The 15,883-nt window shown below is 32.2% G+C and carries 19 protein-coding genes and 1 other annotated feature; of the genes, 13 read left to right on the forward strand and 6 right to left on the reverse strand.

The features are described from left to right. Positions 1 to 49 precede the first annotated feature (49 nt). The 4 genes from B7R65_RS18875 to B7R65_RS18890 all read left to right on the forward strand — a co-directional run bounded on the left by B7R65_RS18875 (position 50) and on the right by B7R65_RS18890 (position 2,814). Positions 50 to 772 carry an ABC transporter ATP-binding protein gene (locus tag B7R65_RS18875; protein WP_088044383.1) on the forward strand — a complete coding sequence of 241 codons (723 nt, stop codon included), beginning with the start codon at positions 50 to 52 and terminating at the stop codon, positions 770 to 772. Next, positions 769 to 1,785 carry an ABC transporter permease gene (locus B7R65_RS18880; protein ID WP_088044384.1) on the forward strand — a complete coding sequence of 339 codons (1,017 nt, stop codon included), beginning with the start codon at positions 769 to 771 and terminating at the stop codon, positions 1,783 to 1,785. The genes B7R65_RS18875 and B7R65_RS18880 overlap by 4 nt, the downstream gene beginning before the upstream one ends. Positions 1,786 to 1,788: 3 nt before the next feature. Continuing rightward, positions 1,789 to 2,433: a TetR/AcrR family transcriptional regulator gene (locus tag B7R65_RS18885; protein WP_088044385.1), complete on the forward strand. Its 645-nt coding sequence runs from the start codon at positions 1,789 to 1,791 to the stop codon at positions 2,431 to 2,433. A 102-nt stretch (positions 2,434 to 2,535) separates the two neighbouring features. Continuing rightward, positions 2,536 to 2,814, forward strand: coding sequence for a YrhC family protein (locus B7R65_RS18890; RefSeq protein ID WP_088044386.1), 279 nt, complete (start codon positions 2,536 to 2,538; stop codon positions 2,812 to 2,814). Positions 2,815 to 2,835: 21 nt separating this feature from the next. Here the strand turns inward: B7R65_RS18890 and sigK are convergent, their stop codons facing one another. Further along, positions 2,836 to 3,555, reverse strand: a complete 720-nt coding sequence (gene sigK, locus B7R65_RS18895) for an RNA polymerase sporulation sigma factor SigK (protein ID WP_088044387.1) — start codon at positions 3,553 to 3,555, stop codon at positions 2,836 to 2,838. A 258-nt stretch (positions 3,556 to 3,813) separates the two neighbouring features. Further along, positions 3,814 to 4,037: a binding site (T-box leader), on the forward strand. A 115-nt stretch (positions 4,038 to 4,152) separates the two neighbouring features. Here sigK and B7R65_RS18900 point away from each other — a divergent pair. From B7R65_RS18900 to B7R65_RS18915, 4 genes are all read left to right on the forward strand, one after another. Next, complete coding sequence (locus B7R65_RS18900; RefSeq protein WP_088044388.1) at positions 4,153 to 5,235, forward strand: bifunctional 3-deoxy-7-phosphoheptulonate synthase/chorismate mutase; 1,083 nt, start codon at positions 4,153 to 4,155, stop codon at positions 5,233 to 5,235. Positions 5,236 to 5,270: 35 nt separating this feature from the next. Then, positions 5,271 to 6,371, forward strand: coding sequence for a prephenate dehydrogenase (locus tag B7R65_RS18905; protein ID WP_088044389.1), 1,101 nt, complete (start codon positions 5,271 to 5,273; stop codon positions 6,369 to 6,371). 140 nt (positions 6,372 to 6,511) lie between these two features. Beyond that, positions 6,512 to 7,744 (forward strand): aminopeptidase, encoded by a 1,233-nt coding sequence (locus B7R65_RS18910; RefSeq protein ID WP_088044390.1) that lies wholly within the window; start codon positions 6,512 to 6,514, stop codon positions 7,742 to 7,744. A gap of 375 nt (positions 7,745 to 8,119) precedes the next feature. After that, positions 8,120 to 8,569: an SRPBCC family protein gene (locus tag B7R65_RS18915; RefSeq protein WP_088044391.1), complete on the forward strand. Its 450-nt coding sequence runs from the start codon at positions 8,120 to 8,122 to the stop codon at positions 8,567 to 8,569. A gap of 119 nt (positions 8,570 to 8,688) precedes the next feature. Here B7R65_RS18915 and crcB (B7R65_RS18920) read toward each other — a convergent pair whose 3' ends face one another. The 4 genes from crcB (B7R65_RS18920) to B7R65_RS18935 form a co-directional block, all read right to left on the reverse strand. Then, positions 8,689 to 9,042, reverse strand: a complete 354-nt coding sequence (gene crcB, locus B7R65_RS18920) for a fluoride efflux transporter CrcB (protein WP_088044392.1) — start codon at positions 9,040 to 9,042, stop codon at positions 8,689 to 8,691. After that, the gene (gene crcB / locus B7R65_RS18925) at positions 9,039 to 9,428 is read right to left on the reverse strand and encodes a fluoride efflux transporter CrcB (protein ID WP_088044393.1); all 390 of its coding nucleotides are present in this window, start codon (positions 9,426 to 9,428) and stop codon (positions 9,039 to 9,041) included. The genes crcB (B7R65_RS18920) and crcB (B7R65_RS18925) overlap by 4 nt, the downstream gene beginning before the upstream one ends. 60 nt (positions 9,429 to 9,488) lie before the next feature. Next, entirely contained in the window at positions 9,489 to 10,250 is a 762-nt protein-coding gene (locus tag B7R65_RS18930; protein WP_088044394.1) for a CPBP family intramembrane glutamic endopeptidase, read from the reverse strand. A gap of 650 nt (positions 10,251 to 10,900) precedes the next feature. Continuing rightward, positions 10,901 to 11,524: a GTP pyrophosphokinase gene (locus tag B7R65_RS18935; protein ID WP_088044395.1), complete on the reverse strand. Its 624-nt coding sequence runs from the start codon at positions 11,522 to 11,524 to the stop codon at positions 10,901 to 10,903. Positions 11,525 to 11,792: 268 nt separating this feature from the next. On the opposite strand from B7R65_RS18935, the gene B7R65_RS18940 reads away from it, so the two are divergent. Next, complete coding sequence (locus B7R65_RS18940; RefSeq protein ID WP_088044396.1) at positions 11,793 to 12,572, forward strand: phosphatidylserine decarboxylase; 780 nt, start codon at positions 11,793 to 11,795, stop codon at positions 12,570 to 12,572. A 138-nt stretch (positions 12,573 to 12,710) separates the two neighbouring features. On the opposite strand, the gene sda is transcribed toward B7R65_RS18940, so the two are convergent. Next, positions 12,711 to 12,851 (reverse strand): sporulation histidine kinase inhibitor Sda, encoded by a 141-nt coding sequence (gene sda / locus B7R65_RS18945; RefSeq protein ID WP_088044397.1) that lies wholly within the window; start codon positions 12,849 to 12,851, stop codon positions 12,711 to 12,713. 256 nt (positions 12,852 to 13,107) lie between these two features. On the opposite strand from sda, the gene B7R65_RS18950 reads away from it, so the two are divergent. Genes B7R65_RS18950 through yhbY form a run of 4 tightly spaced genes read left to right on the forward strand, consistent with a single transcriptional unit; the run spans position 13,108 to position 15,878 of the window. Then, positions 13,108 to 13,629, forward strand: coding sequence for a YqeG family HAD IIIA-type phosphatase (locus B7R65_RS18950; RefSeq protein ID WP_088044398.1), 522 nt, complete (start codon positions 13,108 to 13,110; stop codon positions 13,627 to 13,629). Continuing rightward, entirely contained in the window at positions 13,626 to 14,735 is a 1,110-nt protein-coding gene (gene yqeH / locus B7R65_RS18955; RefSeq protein ID WP_088044399.1) for a ribosome biogenesis GTPase YqeH, read from the forward strand. The genes B7R65_RS18950 and yqeH overlap by 4 nt, the downstream gene beginning before the upstream one ends. Positions 14,736 to 14,757: 22 nt before the next feature. After that, positions 14,758 to 15,594 (forward strand): shikimate dehydrogenase, encoded by an 837-nt coding sequence (gene aroE, locus B7R65_RS18960; RefSeq protein ID WP_088044400.1) that lies wholly within the window; start codon positions 14,758 to 14,760, stop codon positions 15,592 to 15,594. Beyond that, positions 15,588 to 15,878, forward strand: a complete 291-nt coding sequence (gene yhbY, locus B7R65_RS18965; protein WP_088044401.1) for a ribosome assembly RNA-binding protein YhbY — start codon at positions 15,588 to 15,590, stop codon at positions 15,876 to 15,878. Before aroE ends, yhbY begins: the two co-directional genes overlap by 7 nt. The last annotated feature ends 5 nt before the right edge of the window (positions 15,879 to 15,883 follow it).

The raw sequence follows: 15,883 nt of genomic DNA on the forward strand, positions 1-15,883 counted from the left end.
CTCACTCATTTATTAGAATGTGGCATGAATACCATTTGAACGGAGGATTATGATGAGCGATGTTGTTCAAATTCATCAAGTAGATCGACTTTTTGGTAAAAAAGCAGTACTAAAAAATATTTCAATAAAAATTGGTGAGGGAGAAATATTTGGGATTTTAGGTCCTTCCGGTTCAGGAAAAACGACTTTAATAAAATTAATTGCGGGAATAGATAAATGTTCTAATGGCGAAGTTTTAGTTTATGGAAAAGAAATGCCAAATTTTTCGGTATTATCCTCAATAGGTTATATGGGTCAATCCGATGCATTATACACTGATTTAACAGGATTCGATAATTTAAGTTTTTTTGGAGCTTTATATAATTTAAAAGGTGAAGGTCTAAAAACTAGAATTCAAAACGTAGCAAAAATAGTAGGATTGGAAGATTCATTAAATAAACATGTTAATCAATACTCTGGGGGAATGAAAAAACGACTTTCACTTGCAATTGCCATTCTTCATAAACCAACTTTATTGATTTTGGATGAACCTACTGTTGGAATAGATCCAGTGTTAAGAAAACAAATTTGGAAACAGTTTTCCGAAATGAAAGAACAAGGAACAACGATTATTATAACTACTCACATTATGGAAGAGGCCGAAAAATGTGAGCGAATTGCTTTAATCCGCGAAGGTGAGTTAATAGCTCTTGACACTACAGAGAACTTAATTTCAATTTCTGAAAATGGAAAAATTGAAGATTTGTATTTTAAAAATGAGGTGAGTTCATGAGAGTCTTTGCAATTTCTAAACGAATCATTAAGCAATTTTTAAAAGATAAACGATCTCTTGCAATGATATTTGTGGCTCCGGTTGTTTTATTGTTCTTATTCTCCTATATTTTAAAGCAAGATGATACGAAACCAAAATTAGCATTAGTGGATGCACCTCCTGTATTTGAAAACGTAATTGGTGATTATGCAAAAGTTGTAAACGTCAATCGATCGGATATTAAAGGACAGCTAGAGGATAAAAAAATTGATGGAGCTGTGATTTTTACAGAGGGTAAAATAATTGTACAATTTGAAGGTACAGATACAGCTAGAACATCTGCAGTAATTGCTTCGATACAAGATGCAACTAAAAAAATGGCTCCTTCAAATGTGAAACTAGTACTGGATCCTATTTATGGTAGTAAAAATATGGAATCATTTGATTCAATTGGTCCAATTTTTATTGGATTCTTCTCCTTCTTGTTTGTATTTATTTTAGCCGGTGTTTCATTTGTAAGAGAGCGTTTAACAACAACTCTTGAACGATTACTTGTAACTCCTGTGAAAAGATGGGAAATCGTATTTGGTTATATTTTAGGATTTGGATTTTTTGCATTAATTCAATCACTTATTATTACTGTCTTTTCAATCAGTGTATTAGATATGTATAATGTAGGAAACGCGTGGGAAGTTTGTGTAGTCAATATTTTACTGTCACTAACAGCATTAACACTTGGCATGTTATTATCTGCATATGCCAATAATGAGTTTCAAGTTGTACAATTTATTCCGGTAATCGCTGTCCCTCAAATACTTTTTTCTGGTATTTTTTCAACAGCATTTTTGCCTGATTGGTTTAAGATCATTGGGGGGATTTTACCATTAACTTATGGAGCGGAAGCACTCAGAGGTATAATGATTAAAGGACAGTCCCTAATCGATGTTGCGTTACAATTAGCGATACTTCTTGGTTTTTCACTACTTTTCATCGTTTTAAATATATTTGCTTTGAAGAAACAGCGTTCTATTTAAGGAGTGTTACCAATTAAATTAGAAGATTTTTTACCACTAGAAAAATTACAAGAAATGAATGAGAAAGAAATCAAAATATTAGAAGCTGCAATCGAAATTTTCGCAGAAAAAGGGTTTGTTAGCACATCAACAAATGAAATTGCGAAAAAAGCGAATGTAGCTGAAGGAACAATTTTTCGATACTTTAAAACTAAAAAGGATTTATTAAAAAGTATTATTAAACCTACTCTAGTAAAGACTATCGCTCCATTTGAAATGGATCGTTTTTCAAAAGCAGTTTTTCATTTGGAATATGAAACATTCGATGATTTTTTAAAGGCATTAATAAAAAATCGAATGGATTTTGCTAAAAAGAACACTGCGGTTATTAAAATTATTTTTCAAGAAATACCATTTCAGGATGATATGCAAGTAGAACTAAAAAGATTATTTAAAGAAAAAATGTATCCGAAAGTTGCAGTAGTATTGCAATCATTTATCGATAAAGGTCAAATAAGTGAAATGTCTGTTCCAACCATTTTAAGATTAATTATTTCAAGTGTAGTCGGTCTCGTTATTTCAACAGTAGTTCTTAGAGATTCGCCTATTTGGGATGAAGAACTTGAAACTCAACGTACAATTGAATTTATAAAAAAAGGTCTACAATAAAAAGGTTCAACTCAATTGAGTTGAACCTTTTTTTGTTATTTCCAATAACCCCTGCATTTACCCTTATTGGAGAAAATTACTTGAATCAATTATGAATAAAATATGTTACATTTGATTATGAGATTACGAGAGGAAGGTGCAGAGAACATGGATATTAAAAAGCTACAAGCAAAAGTAAATGATTTTAAAACTTATGGTGCAATAACAACAGCGTTGGCTACTTTTTTTTACATTGGGACTCTCCTTCCAAAGGACGGCTTAACCCAACATAAGATTGTGATAATTGAAGGTATAGTTATTACAATGCTAATTAGTTCATTAGCTTTATTTCTAACATCGAATTATTTTCACCGCAAGCTAAAAAATGAGGAACAAGCATAAAACCACTGTAAAAACAGTGGTTTATTTTTTATCTTTTTTCTTATCTTTTTCAGCTCTTAAAAATTCGTGATACATTTTCATTAATGCTCGTTTTTCAATGCGAGAAACATAACTTCGTGAGATTCCTAATTTTTTGGCTATTTCACGTTGAGTTAATTCCTTATCCATATCAATACCAAACCGTTGTATGATGACATCTTTTTCACGTTCATCCAAAATATTAATGTATTGTTTGATTTTTTCGAGTTCCATATTTAATTGAATTTGATCAACGACATCCTCTGTTTCTGTTTTTAAAATGTCTAATAAGGAGATTTCATTCCCCTCTTTATCTTGACCAATAGGATCATGTAGCGATACATCCTTCTTCGTTTTTTTTAATGCTCTCAAATGCATTAAAATTTCATTTTCAATACAGCGAGCTGCGTAAGTTGCTAATTTTGTACCTTTTCCTTGAACAAAACTTTCAATTGCTTTAATTAATCCAATCGTTCCGATTGAGATTAAATCTTCGGCATCTTCACCTGTATTTTCAAATTTTTTGACGATATGTGCAACAAGTCGCAAGTTATGTTCGATTAATAAATTTCGTGCTTCACCGTCACCTTGTGCCATTCGATTTAAATAGAGCGTTTCTTCAGCTTGTGATAGTGGCTGAGGGAAAGCATTATTTTTTACGTACGAAACAAACACAAACACTTCTTTTAAGAAAAGACTTAAAGCGGTAAATAGACCAGGCATATAATCACTCCTAAGGAAGGTAAGGTAAGTTGTTATTTATATATTTATGAGTCAAAAGCCGCCTATGTGTCTGTACCATAAAAATATTGTAACTAGAGTAAAAAAAATGTTGAAAATAGTAAGCGCTACCATTTCAACTATGGTGTATCTTTTCCGAAATTGTTACATATTCTAGAAAAAAAATGCATTGACAGTCTATTAAAAGGTGCTTTATAATCCTCATTAATACCTTTTATAAGGAATCTTTTGACAATTTAATATATTGCTTTGAAAAGGGCACAGTAGGCATACCTTCACTGTTTTAGAGAGCTGACGTTCGCTGCGAGTCAGTACAAAAGATATGCTGAATTACATTCTTGGAGCAATTTCTATTTCAAATTAAACGAGATAGAAACGGTCATTGTTTGATCGTTATCAAAATGAAGTGGTGGACAGTTTATTGTTCACAACTAGGGTGGTACCGCGATTAATTCGTCCCTACTGTTTATTCAGTAGGGACTTTTTATTTTCATTTTTTACATACTAACTTCCGCATTTAACAGGAGTGGTATTGGCAATATAGTAAAAAGTTAATCAAAACTAGGGAGGAAAAGGGAAATGAGTACAAACAATGAATTAGTGCAATTACGTGACAAGGTTGATGAGATTAATTTAAAAATTGTTGAGTTATTAAACGAGCGAGGAAAAGTTGTTCAAGAAATCGGTAAACAAAAAATTAAACATGGCATTAAACGTTTTGATCCAGTTCGTGAGCGTGAAGTTTTAGATATGATTGCAAATGTGAACAATGGTCCATTTGAAACGTCTACAATGCAACATATTTTCAAGACGATTTTTCAAGCCAGCCTTGAACTACAAGAGGATGACCATAGAAAAGCGCTTTTAGTATCTAGAAAGAAAAAACCTGAAAATACAATCGTTAGAGTTAAAAATGAAATAATTGGAGATGGCTCACAATCTTTCATTATGGGACCATGTGCTGTTGAAAGCTATGAACAGGTTCGTGCTGTCGCTGAGGCGATGAAAAAGCAAGGATTAACAATGATGAGAGGTGGAGCATTCAAGCCAAGAACGTCACCTTATGATTTCCAAGGTCTTGGCTATGAAGGATTACAAATATTAAGAGAAGTAGCTAACGAATTTGATTTAGCGGTAATTAGCGAAATATTAAACCCAAATGATGTGGAAGCATCTTTAGAATATGTAGATGTAATTCAAATTGGCGCTCGTAACATGCAAAACTTCGATTTACTTCGAACAGTAGGTCAAGTGAATAAACCAGTTTTACTAAAACGTGGTCTTTCAGCTACAATTGAAGAATTTATTAATGCAGCTGAATACATTATTTCTCAAGGAAATGACCAAATTATTCTTTGTGAAAGAGGAATTAGAACTTATGAGAAAGCAACTAGAAATACATTAGATATTTCTGCGGTACCAATTTTAAAGAAAGAAACGCATTTACCAGTTGTTGTAGATGTTACACACTCTACTGGTCGAAAAGATTTATTATTACCAACAGCAAAAGCAGCGTTAGCAATCGGGGCCGATGCAGTTATGGCTGAAGTACATCCAGATCCAGCAGTTGCATTATCTGATGCAGCACAACAAATGAATATTCCACAGTTTGAAGAATTCATGTTTGAATTAAAAGATTTCCGTGCAAAACTACAGTCTTAAATCTTACTAACAAAGCAAAGATAGGCGGTGAGGGCTTGAAAAAGAATGTCCTCTTAATCGGAACAGGTTTAATTGGAGGGTCTATCGCATTAGCAATTAAAAAAGTGCACGACGTAAATATCATTGGATTTGATATAAACGCAATGCAACTTGAAATTGGTAAAAAAATTCAAATTATTGATGAAATCTCGGTACAGCTTAAAGAGTGTGCCGAGAAAGCTCATCTCATCATATTTTCTTGTCCAGTTGAAGAGTCAATAAAGTATATTCATAAGATAAGTGAGTATAAACTTATGGATGGGATCATTATCACTGATGTAGGTAGCACAAAAAGTGAAATCATGAAGCATTCAAGACCTCTAACTAGTAAAGGATATTGCTTTATTGGCGGACATCCAATGGCAGGTTCACATAAGACAGGAATCGAAAGTGCAAAAGTTCATTTGTTTGAAAATGCATATTATATTTTGACACCGAGTGAACTTACTTCAGATGATCAAATTGATGAACTAAAAGATTGGTTAAAAGGGACAGGCTCACATTTCGTCGTAATAGATGAAGCAACACATGATAAAATTACAGGTGTCGTAAGTCATTTTCCACATTTAATTGCTGCAAGTCTAGTGAAGCAAGTTAAAAGCTATTCAAAAAAAGAACCGTTAACAACCGCACTTGCTGCTGGAGGATTTAGGGATATTACGAGAATTGCTTCAAGTAGTCCGAAAATGTGGACTGATATTGTCATTCAGAATAAGGAAATTTTACTTTCACTAATCGCTAATTGGATAGATGAAATGAAAGAAATGTACCAGATTGTGGATCAGCAAAATAATGAAGAAATCTATCAATATTTTAAAGAATCTAAGGATTTTCGAGATAATATGCCAACTAAAGCAAACGGTGCAATTCCAAGTTATTTTGATTTATATGTTGATGTAATGGATAGAGTAGGAGAATTGGCAAATATTACAACAATTTTATCTATTCATCAAGTAAGTATTACTAATTTAAGAATAATCGAATCACGGGAAGGATTACCTGGTGTTTTAAGGATTAGTCTACAAACTGAAAGAGACCGCGAAAAGGCTGAAAACTTTTTAAATGTAAATGGTTATGAAACCTATATAGTTTCTTAAAAGAAGTACTTCATCTAACTAGATGAAGTATTTTTTTTAATAAAAATGAATAGTCAGTCTATTTTTGTACCAATTTTCATTTTTTTATATTATAATTTAGTTGATTGTTTTATTAAAAACGTTAAAATGGAGGGACTTAAATGACTCAATTTAATCAGTTATTAGAGAAGTACGCTGAACTTGCAGTGAAAAGCGGAGTTAATATCGTACCAGGTCAAACATTACAAATAAATGCACCAATTATTGCTGCAGAATATGTTCGTAAAGTTGTAAAATATGCATACGAAGCGGGAGCTAAAAATGTAAACATCGATTGGAATGACGATGTAGTTACACGTACAAAATATGAATTAGCTCCAGATGAAGTTTTTGGAGAATTTCCAGCTTGGAGAGTAACAGCTATGGAAGATTTAGCTGAAAATGGTGGAGCAGTTCTTTCTGTTATTTCACCAAATCCTGAATTATTAAAAGGAATCGATCCAAAGCGTATTGCAACATTTAACAAAACAGCAAATACTGCATTACATAAATATCGCGAATATATGATGGCTGACCGAATTCGTTGGTCAATCGTTGCAATCCCATGTAAAGAATGGGCAGAAAAAGTTTATCCAAATGAATCGATTGATAAAGCAATGGAATTACTTTGGGATTCAGTTTTCAAAATTTGCCGTGTTGATAATGAAAATCCAGTTGAAGCTTGGGTAAATCATAATGATTTCTTACAAGAAAAAGTAGTTCAATTAAATGACAAACGCTATAAAACATTACACTATACTGCACCAGGCACAGATTTAATGCTTGATCTAGTTGATGATCATGTATGGAAAGGTGGCGGGGCAAACAGTGAAGATGGAAAATGGTTTAATCCGAACATTCCAACAGAAGAAGTATTCTCAATGCCACATAGCCATGGTGTAAATGGAACAGTAACAAGTACTCTACCATTAAACTATGGTGGAAATTTAATCGAAAACTTCTCTTTAACTTTTAAAGATGGTATGGTTGTAGATTTCAAAGCTGAAAAAGGCTACGATACATTACAACATTTACTTGATACAGATGAAGGTGCTCGTCGTTTAGGAGAGGTAGCATTAGTTCCTCACGACTCACCAATCTCAAATACAGGATTAATTTTCTATAACACTTTATATGATGAAAATGCATCTTGTCATTTAGCTCTTGGTAAAGCTTATCCGAACAATATGAAGGATGGCGAAAAACTTCCATCTGAAGAGCAAGCAAAACGTGGTATTAACCAAAGTTTAACTCACGTTGACTTCATGATTGGATCAGCTGAACTTAATATTGATGGAATCAAAGAAGATGGCACAGTAGAACCTATTATGCGTAATGGTAACTGGGCGTTCTGATTTTAATTTTAAACAAAAAGGCTACCTACTTAATACGGTAGCTTTTTTGCTTCTTAATAACAACAAAGTATAAGAAAAACAGATTTTAAAAATTGTTATAAGAAAACAAACAGTTGAAGAAGAAGTTGATTGGAAATGAAGGTGCGAGCATCCTGTGGAATAGCGGGAAAGGTGAGACCCCGTAGGAGAGCCGAGAGACTCATCGTACGCCCAACAGAAACCGATCATCTTGATGTGGAAATCAACTTAGATCCTTCTTAAAAGTAACATTTCTTTTAAATCATTGATTGTTATTGCATATTTTATGTACATAATGGATAAGTGACTTGAATACCTTTAGATTTATAAGTCAAACAATAATTCGGAGGGAATAAAATGGATCTTACGTACGAAATTTATATCGCAGCAAAACCTGAGGATGTATGGAATATCTTTGTTAAACCAGAAGGGACAAAGGCTATATTTTTTGGATGTATTCTAGAATCAACATTTGAAATCGGAGCACGGTATGAATATATAGGTCCTTGCGAAGATGGCACGGAGACAGTTCATGTATATGGTAATATACTAGCCTTCGAACCGTACAAAATGATGAGTTATACAGAACACCCAGGACCATTATACCGTGAAAATCATGCAGAACTTGAGACGAGAGTAACATTGAAGTTAGAAACAGTTGGAGACTGTACAAAGTTAACGCTTATTAACGATCAATGGCCGGAAAATCATCCATCTTATGAAAACACAAAATCGACTTGGCCGATGATTTTAAGTAATGTGAAAACTTTTGCTGAAACTGGCAAAACATTGAATTTCGGTTGGTAAGACACTAATTTTAAATGAAATGTAAAAAAGACTTCTGATGATCGTTCATTCAGCAGTCTTTTTTTTGCTCTTAAATGGTTTTTTTAGCTTTATAAAACAGCCCTTTTTTACATTATGAATTAAAAAATGTGATATCCAATATAAGCACCACAAATACTAGTAATTGTAGAGAGTAGTACGTAATACAAAGCAATATTGAATTTTTTTGCAATGATTAATTGAAGCATCTCATAGCCAAAGGTTGAAAATGTAGTATATCCACCTAAGAATCCAATTCCGATAAATAACCATAGGTTCGTCGATATTGCATGTTTGAGGTACAAGGAATTAACGAGTCCTAATATGATTGAACCAGTAAGATTTATAAAAAATGTTCCAAAAGGAAAAATGGAACTAGTTTTATTGGTAATAAAGTTACCGAGTGCATAGCGTGTAATTGCTCCTAGTCCCCCACCTAACCCTACAAAAATCATGATACTTGTTCTCCTTTAACTTGACGGAATTTCTCTGCTACTTTATATCCTAAAAATGATAAACTAATTCCAAATACGATACTAGTAAAGATATAGGCAGTGCTTGTAATCATTTGATTTTGATTCATTAATTTTACATTTTCAAGTGAAAAGGTAGAGAATGTTGTAAATCCTCCTGTAAAACCTGTTCCAATTAATAAACTATATTCTGGTTTTAAACGTTTTTTAGCAAATGGTAAAAAGAATCCTAGGAAGAAACAACCGATTAAATTAATTAATAGGGTTTGAATAGGAAACCCACTCGAAAAAGGCTGGATAGTATTACCGACAAGATAACGAGCGATAGATCCGAAGACCCCCCCGATAAATACATATAAATAATTCATTATTCACCTCTTGAAAATTAAATTCAAAGAAACACGCTTCATAGAAGCGTGTAACTAGTGTTAAGTAATAAAGTAAAATGCAATAATTGAAACTAGATTATTTAAAAAATGAGCCATCATTGAAATTTCAATTCTCTTAGTTATTAGATAAACAATACCAAAAATTAAACCAGCCAATGAGTATTGAATTAACGCATAAATTGAAAAACCTGCAATCATATGAAGTAACCCAAAACCAAATGAACTTACGATTAAACCGATAATTGGTAGATTTTTGAATACCGATCCTATTATTAATTTTCTTGTAATCCATTCTTCTTTAATTGGAGCAAGAATAACAGCGGATATTATCATTAAAATGGGATTTGATTTTAATAACCCCTCAACAGCTATTTGATTATCAGGTGTTGCCATTGAAAAACCAAAATATTTAAAGGACGCATCAAGTAAATAAGCTGAAACGATCACTACTGCGTATGAACAAAGAATAATTACAATATCGACTACTGAAAAACTTAATTTACGAAAAGTTAATAATCCATTCTTTTTTGTATAATAAAAAAGCCACCATATTCCTAGAAAACCAAAAATTGTATCTGCATAAACAGACACGTCATTTAATATTTTGTCAAATTGTGCTTCAGTATAGTTAATACCAGCAACTTCTACAAAAATCATGCCCCAAATGGAAGCAATTAATAATAGTAAATTCAATCCAACTATAAAAAATAAAAAATAGTAACCTAGTGTTTTTAATGCAGCTTTTCGTTCGTTCGGAATATTCTCGGGTATAAGAGTATTATAATGTAATTCGTTGTTCATTCGTTTCCCCCAATTGTTAAATTTATCTATTAAAAAAGCAGTTTTTCGTAAAAATTCAAATTTAATATTTATATAACATATCCTATTTTATCGCAAAAATGAAGTTGAAAGAACTATATTTAAAAAAGAGGATTAAAAAATTGAATTAAAATTGAAAAAATTTCCATCCAATGATAGAAATTGCCAGAAATGCTTCAATAATAATTAGGCCGCATTATCTAAAAATGAGTGGGGTGAAAAATATGAATCTTGATATAGAAATTGTTAAAAAAATGCTTGATAGAGACTAAGAAACACTAGTCTAGTTTGGGAGTATGTACGGAAAACTAGTGTATTTTCTTTTAAGTAGAGCGTTAATCGAGCCTAGTGAAAAAGATTATATAGAAGACTGTTATAATGATGTTTTATCTACAGTTTGATATAACATTGACTGTTTTAATCCTGAAAAATAGTTCCCTAATAAACCAGTTAATCGCAATAAATGGTATTATAAGTTATTTACGGTAAGATGGGGAGTATAAACATTCCTTTTAATTGCATAGTTCTTGTATAGAGTAAGTTTAAAGGGATGAAAAATAATTTCTATTATAACTCGAATTCATGGTTTCAATAAAAAAAGTGACTAAAGGGGAACCCCTTTAGTCACTTTTCTATACTTCGGCCAAGTGTTCAAGTTGATTTTTTATACTCTCCATCTTAAAGTCCAATGAATTAACAGTAGCAGATGCTTCGTTTAAGCTTTCTAATATTTCTTTAGGTACTTTTTTGTTGTATTTATAAAAGATTTTGTGTTCAAGACTTGCCCAGAAATCCATAGCTACTGTTCTGATTTGTATTTCAACTTTAACTTTCTTCGTTTCAGACGCAAGGAAAATCGGAATTTCAATAATCATATGGAAACTTTTGTATCCATTCGGTTTAGGATTTTTGATATAATCTTTTACTTCTATTATATAGATATCATCTTGCTGTCTTAAAAGATCATAAATTTTGTATATATCACTAATAAAAGAACAACTTATTCGAACACCAGCTACATCATTAATATGATGTTCGATATTCTCTTGGGTTAGATCAAGTCCTTTTCGTTCAAGTTTTTGAATAATACTTTCAGGTTTCTTGATTCGAGATTTTATGTGTTCAATTGGGTTATGTTCATGATTTAAAGTGAATTCTTCATTTAATATTTTTATTTTCGTATTTATTTCATCTAACGCAAACTTATATATTAAAAGTGTGTTTGTCCATTCACCTAAGCTTTGTTCTGCAAACATAGGCTACCTCCTAATGTAAATTACATCAGTATTGTACCAGCTTAATGTGAATTTAGTGTGAAGTACAAATGAACGATTAGTGACAGTGTGGAAAATCTAGAGTAAAGTAGAAAAGGATATAGAGTAGAAAAAGTGAAAAGAATGTTGATGGAAATAGCAATAATTAATAGATTGAACTAGAATAGAAGGAATATGAGTAAAGAAAAACTTAATATAGAATAATAAAAAAAACTAAAAAGTTAATCTTTAGCTATGAAGGAGTACGTAGATGAAGCAAAGTTTTTATCGAGTGTTTATCGAATTAACAAATAACAAATTGACTTCTGGATTTCTTAGGAAATTCTCAACATCAAGAATGAGTAAAATACTAATTCAGCCGTATATTAAGGCGTTTGATTTAAATATGGAAGAAAGTAAAAACACCTCATTTCCAACATTGCATGCACTTTTTACAAGAGAGTTGAAAGAATCCGCAAGACCTATTCATGCAAGTGAAAGTGAATTAGCCTGTCCAGTAGATGGGGTATTAGAGTCGAATGGGAAAATGGAAAAAGATATCCAATTTGTTGTTAAAGGCAAAACATATAGTATTATTGAGATGTTAGGATCAAAAGAAATGGCTGATAAATATAATGAAGGTTACTTTATGGTATTGTATTTAAGTCCAAGTCATTATCATCGAATTCATAGTCCAATCGCAGGGGAAGTAATATCACAATTTGAATTAGGAGCTAAATCCTATCCTGTAAATAAAGCAGGCTTAACTTATGGAAAAGATCCTTTATCTAAAAACTATCGTGTTATTTCAGAGGTCCTTTGCTCTGAGAACCAAAAACATGTTGCAATGATTAAAGTTGGTGCTATGTTTGTAAATACAATCGTAGTAACAGCTAAAGAAAAAAAATTAAAGAAAGGCGAAGAAGTTGGGTATTTTTCATTTGGATCAACAGTAGTGTTACTGTTTGAAGCAAATAGTTTTATACCAGATGAGAAACTTCAAGCTGGCCAACCAATAAAAGTGGGGCAATTTTTAGGGAAATTACATTAAAAAAGAATATTAGTTTGCACTTTTTTCACGAAATCAGAGCCATCATATAGAAAGATGGTTCTTTTTCTGTTATTGTAAAGAGTACTTGTATTTTTATTTCACTTGTATTATTTGCTTTTATTGAAAATAATAAAGATATTAAGATGTTCGTCTGATATAGTAATCCAGACCTCTTCTTTTAATTTCTTTTTCAATTAAATAAATGAAAGCCGGATCAAGTTTTAAACCAATAGCCTTTTTATAGGACTCAAGTAACAAATCGTCATCTAATTTGTACATATTTTTGCCCGTTTGGGCTTCACCTCCGCGTGATAAAAGTTTTAAAAATCCTTGTAAACTTAATGTATCAAATTTCTTTCTTTAGAACAATCGTTCGTTTATCCACAAGAAACAGTGGATAAGTTGTGAGTAATTTGTTTATATTTTCTGAAAACATAGGTCTAGGGCAATAGGATAATGTGCATAGTTTTATCCACAGCGAAGGTATTTGTTGTTATTTGTCGAACGATTTAATGAATATAATTGAGGTGTAATCATGTTTAATAAATTTTTACCGAATGAAACAGTAAATAATGTTTTTGCAATAACTCCTGAGCATTTAAAAAGCTTAGGCATTAAGGGGATTATTACTGACTTAGATAATACGTTAGTTGAATGGGACCGCCCATTAGCTACACCTGAACTGACAAAATGGTTCAAGGGAATGGATGATGCCGGTATTAAAATCACAGTTGTTTCAAATAACAACGCGATTCGTGTTGGGAAATTTTGTGATCCATTAGGTATTCCATTTATACATCGAGCAAAAAAACCACTTTCGATTTCATATAAAAAGGCATATGAACAAATGAAATTAAAACCTAATGAAGTAGTTATGATTGGAGATCAACTACTTACCGATGTATTTGGTGGGAATCGCCAAGGAATTCATACGATTTTAGTCGTTCCAGTTGCAAGTACCGATGGAATATGGACGAGATTTAATCGAATGGTAGAGCGTAGAATTCTAAATTCATTAAGGAAACAAGGATTATTACAATGGGAGGATAAAAAGTGAGTCATAATGAAATAAGATGTATTGGTTGTGGAGTGGAAATTCAAACAGAGGATAAAAACAAACTTGGATTTGCGCCTCCATCGTCATTAGAAAAAGAAGAAATTATTTGTCAGCGTTGTTTTCGTTTAAAGAACTATAATGAAATTCAAGATGTTGAACTAACAGATTCTGATTTTATCCGAATTTTAAATGGAATTGGGGATACAGACTGTCTTGTTATTAAAGTAGTTGATGTTTTTGATTTTTCTGGTAGTTGGCTAAATGGTTTGCATCGTTTTGTTGGGAAAAATAAAATTTTACTAGTTGGTAACAAAGCAGATTTAATTCCAAAATCAGTTAAGAAAAATAAGCTTATTCAATGGATGAGTGGAACAGCGAAGCGCTGGGGTCTTCATCCAGTTGGAGTACACCTAATTAGTGCTGAAAAAGGTACTGGGATTGACGAATTAGCTGAAAGTATTGAAAAGCATCGTGAAGGTAAGGATGTTTATGTAGTCGGATGTACAAATGTTGGGAAGTCAACGTTTATTAACACGATGATTAAACGATATAGCGAAGAAAGCAGCAATATTATTACTACATCCCATTTTCCTGGAACAACTCTTGATTTAATTCAAATTCCACTTGATGATGAAAGTGATTTAATTGATACGCCTGGTATAATTAATCATCACCAAATGGCTCATTTTGTTGATAAAAAAGGATTGAAAATAATTACTCCGAAAAAAGAAATTAAGCCAATGATCTATCAATTAAATGAAGGTCAAACATTATTCTTCGGAGGATTGGCACGTTTTGATTATTTAGAAGGTGGAAGACGCTCATTTACTTGTCATTTTTCAAATGAATTAACTATTCATCGTACAAAACAAGAAAATGCTGATGATTTATATGAAAGACAAGCAGGTGAATTATTAGTACCACCGTATGGTGAACAAATTAAAGAGCTGCCTAAATTAGTAAAACATGAATTTACGATTAAAGAAGGGAAAACGGATATCGTTTACTCAGGGCTAGGTTGGATTACAGTTAATGATCCAGGAGCAAAAATTGTTGCTTATGTTCCAAAAGGTGTAGGTGTAACCCTTCGTAATTCAATTATCTAAAGATAAATTGGGGGCGGGAGAGATGAGGGACCAATTTTATGTAATCGGTCAACCGATTGGTCATTCTATGTCACCAACGATGCACAATGAGTGGTTTGAATCAAATAATTTATCTGGCCACTATTCTGCGAAAGAAGTTGGGATAACAGATTTAGAGTCAGTTATTGGAGAATTTCGTTCGACAGTTAAAGGATTTAATGTAACAGCACCATTAAAAGTTGAAATAATGAAGTTTTTAGATGTGATTGATCCTCTTGCGAAGAATATTGGTGCAGTCAATACCGTTATTAATCAAGACGGTCTTTTATATGGAAAGAACACAGATGGAATAGGTTATTGTAGAGGACTATCCATGGTGTTAAAAAATCCAATCGAACAAGAAAATATATTAATCATTGGTGCTGGCGGTGCTGCAAGAGCAATTTTATATAGTTTATTACATTTAGGCGTTAAACATATTTCAATTACAAACCGAACTTTGGAAAACGCACATGAATTGCTAGATGGTAAACTATTTAACGATGTAAAGGTTATCTCGATTTCAGATGCTGAGGAGAACTTAGAGAATTATTCGCTAATCATTCAAACGACTTCACTAGGAATGAAACCAAATGAAGACCAAGTACCACTATCACTTCATAATTTATCGTCAAAAACAATTGTATCTGATTTAATCTATAGTCCATTTAAAACAGCCTTTTTAAAAGAAGCTGAAAAAAGAAATGCAATTATCCAAAATGGACTACCAATGTTTATTTACCAAGGTGCATTGGCTTTTCAAGAATGGACAGGGATTTTTCCGAATACGATTGATGCATATAAAATATTAGAAACAAAACTTGGAGGAACAAAATGTTAACTGGTAAACAAAAAAGATTTTTACGTTCAAAAGCTCATCACTTAAACCCTATTTTTCAAGTAGGTAAAGGTGGAGTAAATGGTAATATGGTAAAACAAATTTCAGAAGCACTTGAGGCAAGAGAACTTTTAAAAATAAGCATACTGCAAAACTGTGAAGAAGATCGATATGATGTTGCAGATTTACTTGTAGAAGGAACTGGAGCTGAACTTGTTCAAGTAATTGGACATACAATTGTATTATATAGAGAATCAGAAGAAAGCAAAACAATCGTTTTACCTTAAAGAAC

The sequence above is a fragment of the Bacillus sp. EAC genome (assembly GCF_002156875.1).
In the GTDB taxonomy this organism is placed as follows: Bacteria; Bacillota; Bacilli; order Bacillales; family Bacillaceae_G; genus Gottfriedia.

Coding starts and splice junctions, on each gene's coding strand:
- B7R65_RS18935 (WP_088044395.1), bottom strand. CDS start 11,524: ATGTTTGCAGAACAAAGCTTAGGTGAATGGACAAACACACTTTTAATA.
- B7R65_RS18930 (WP_088044394.1), bottom strand. CDS start 10,250: ATGAACAACGAATTACATTATAATACTCTTATACCCGAGAATATTCCG.
- sda (WP_088044397.1), bottom strand. CDS start 12,851: ATGTACAAATTAGATGACGATTTGTTACTTGAGTCCTATAAAAAGGCT.
- B7R65_RS18910 (WP_088044390.1), top strand. CDS start 6,512: ATGACTCAATTTAATCAGTTATTAGAGAAGTACGCTGAACTTGCAGTG.
- B7R65_RS18890 (WP_088044386.1), top strand. CDS start 2,536: ATGTTACATTTGATTATGAGATTACGAGAGGAAGGTGCAGAGAACATG.
- sigK (WP_088044387.1), bottom strand. CDS start 3,555: ATGCCTGGTCTATTTACCGCTTTAAGTCTTTTCTTAAAAGAAGTGTTT.
- yhbY (WP_088044401.1), top strand. CDS start 15,588: ATGTTAACTGGTAAACAAAAAAGATTTTTACGTTCAAAAGCTCATCAC.
- B7R65_RS18900 (WP_088044388.1), top strand. CDS start 4,153: ATGAGTACAAACAATGAATTAGTGCAATTACGTGACAAGGTTGATGAG.
- B7R65_RS18940 (WP_088044396.1), top strand. CDS start 11,793: ATGAAGCAAAGTTTTTATCGAGTGTTTATCGAATTAACAAATAACAAA.
- crcB (WP_088044393.1), bottom strand. CDS start 9,428: ATGAATTATTTATATGTATTTATCGGGGGGGTCTTCGGATCTATCGCT.
- B7R65_RS18880 (WP_088044384.1), top strand. CDS start 769: ATGAGAGTCTTTGCAATTTCTAAACGAATCATTAAGCAATTTTTAAAA.
- aroE (WP_088044400.1), top strand. CDS start 14,758: ATGAGGGACCAATTTTATGTAATCGGTCAACCGATTGGTCATTCTATG.
- B7R65_RS18875 (WP_088044383.1), top strand. CDS start 50: ATGATGAGCGATGTTGTTCAAATTCATCAAGTAGATCGACTTTTTGGT.
- B7R65_RS18915 (WP_088044391.1), top strand. CDS start 8,120: ATGGATCTTACGTACGAAATTTATATCGCAGCAAAACCTGAGGATGTA.
- crcB (WP_088044392.1), bottom strand. CDS start 9,042: ATGATTTTTGTAGGGTTAGGTGGGGGACTAGGAGCAATTACACGCTAT.
- B7R65_RS18950 (WP_088044398.1), top strand. CDS start 13,108: ATGTTTAATAAATTTTTACCGAATGAAACAGTAAATAATGTTTTTGCA.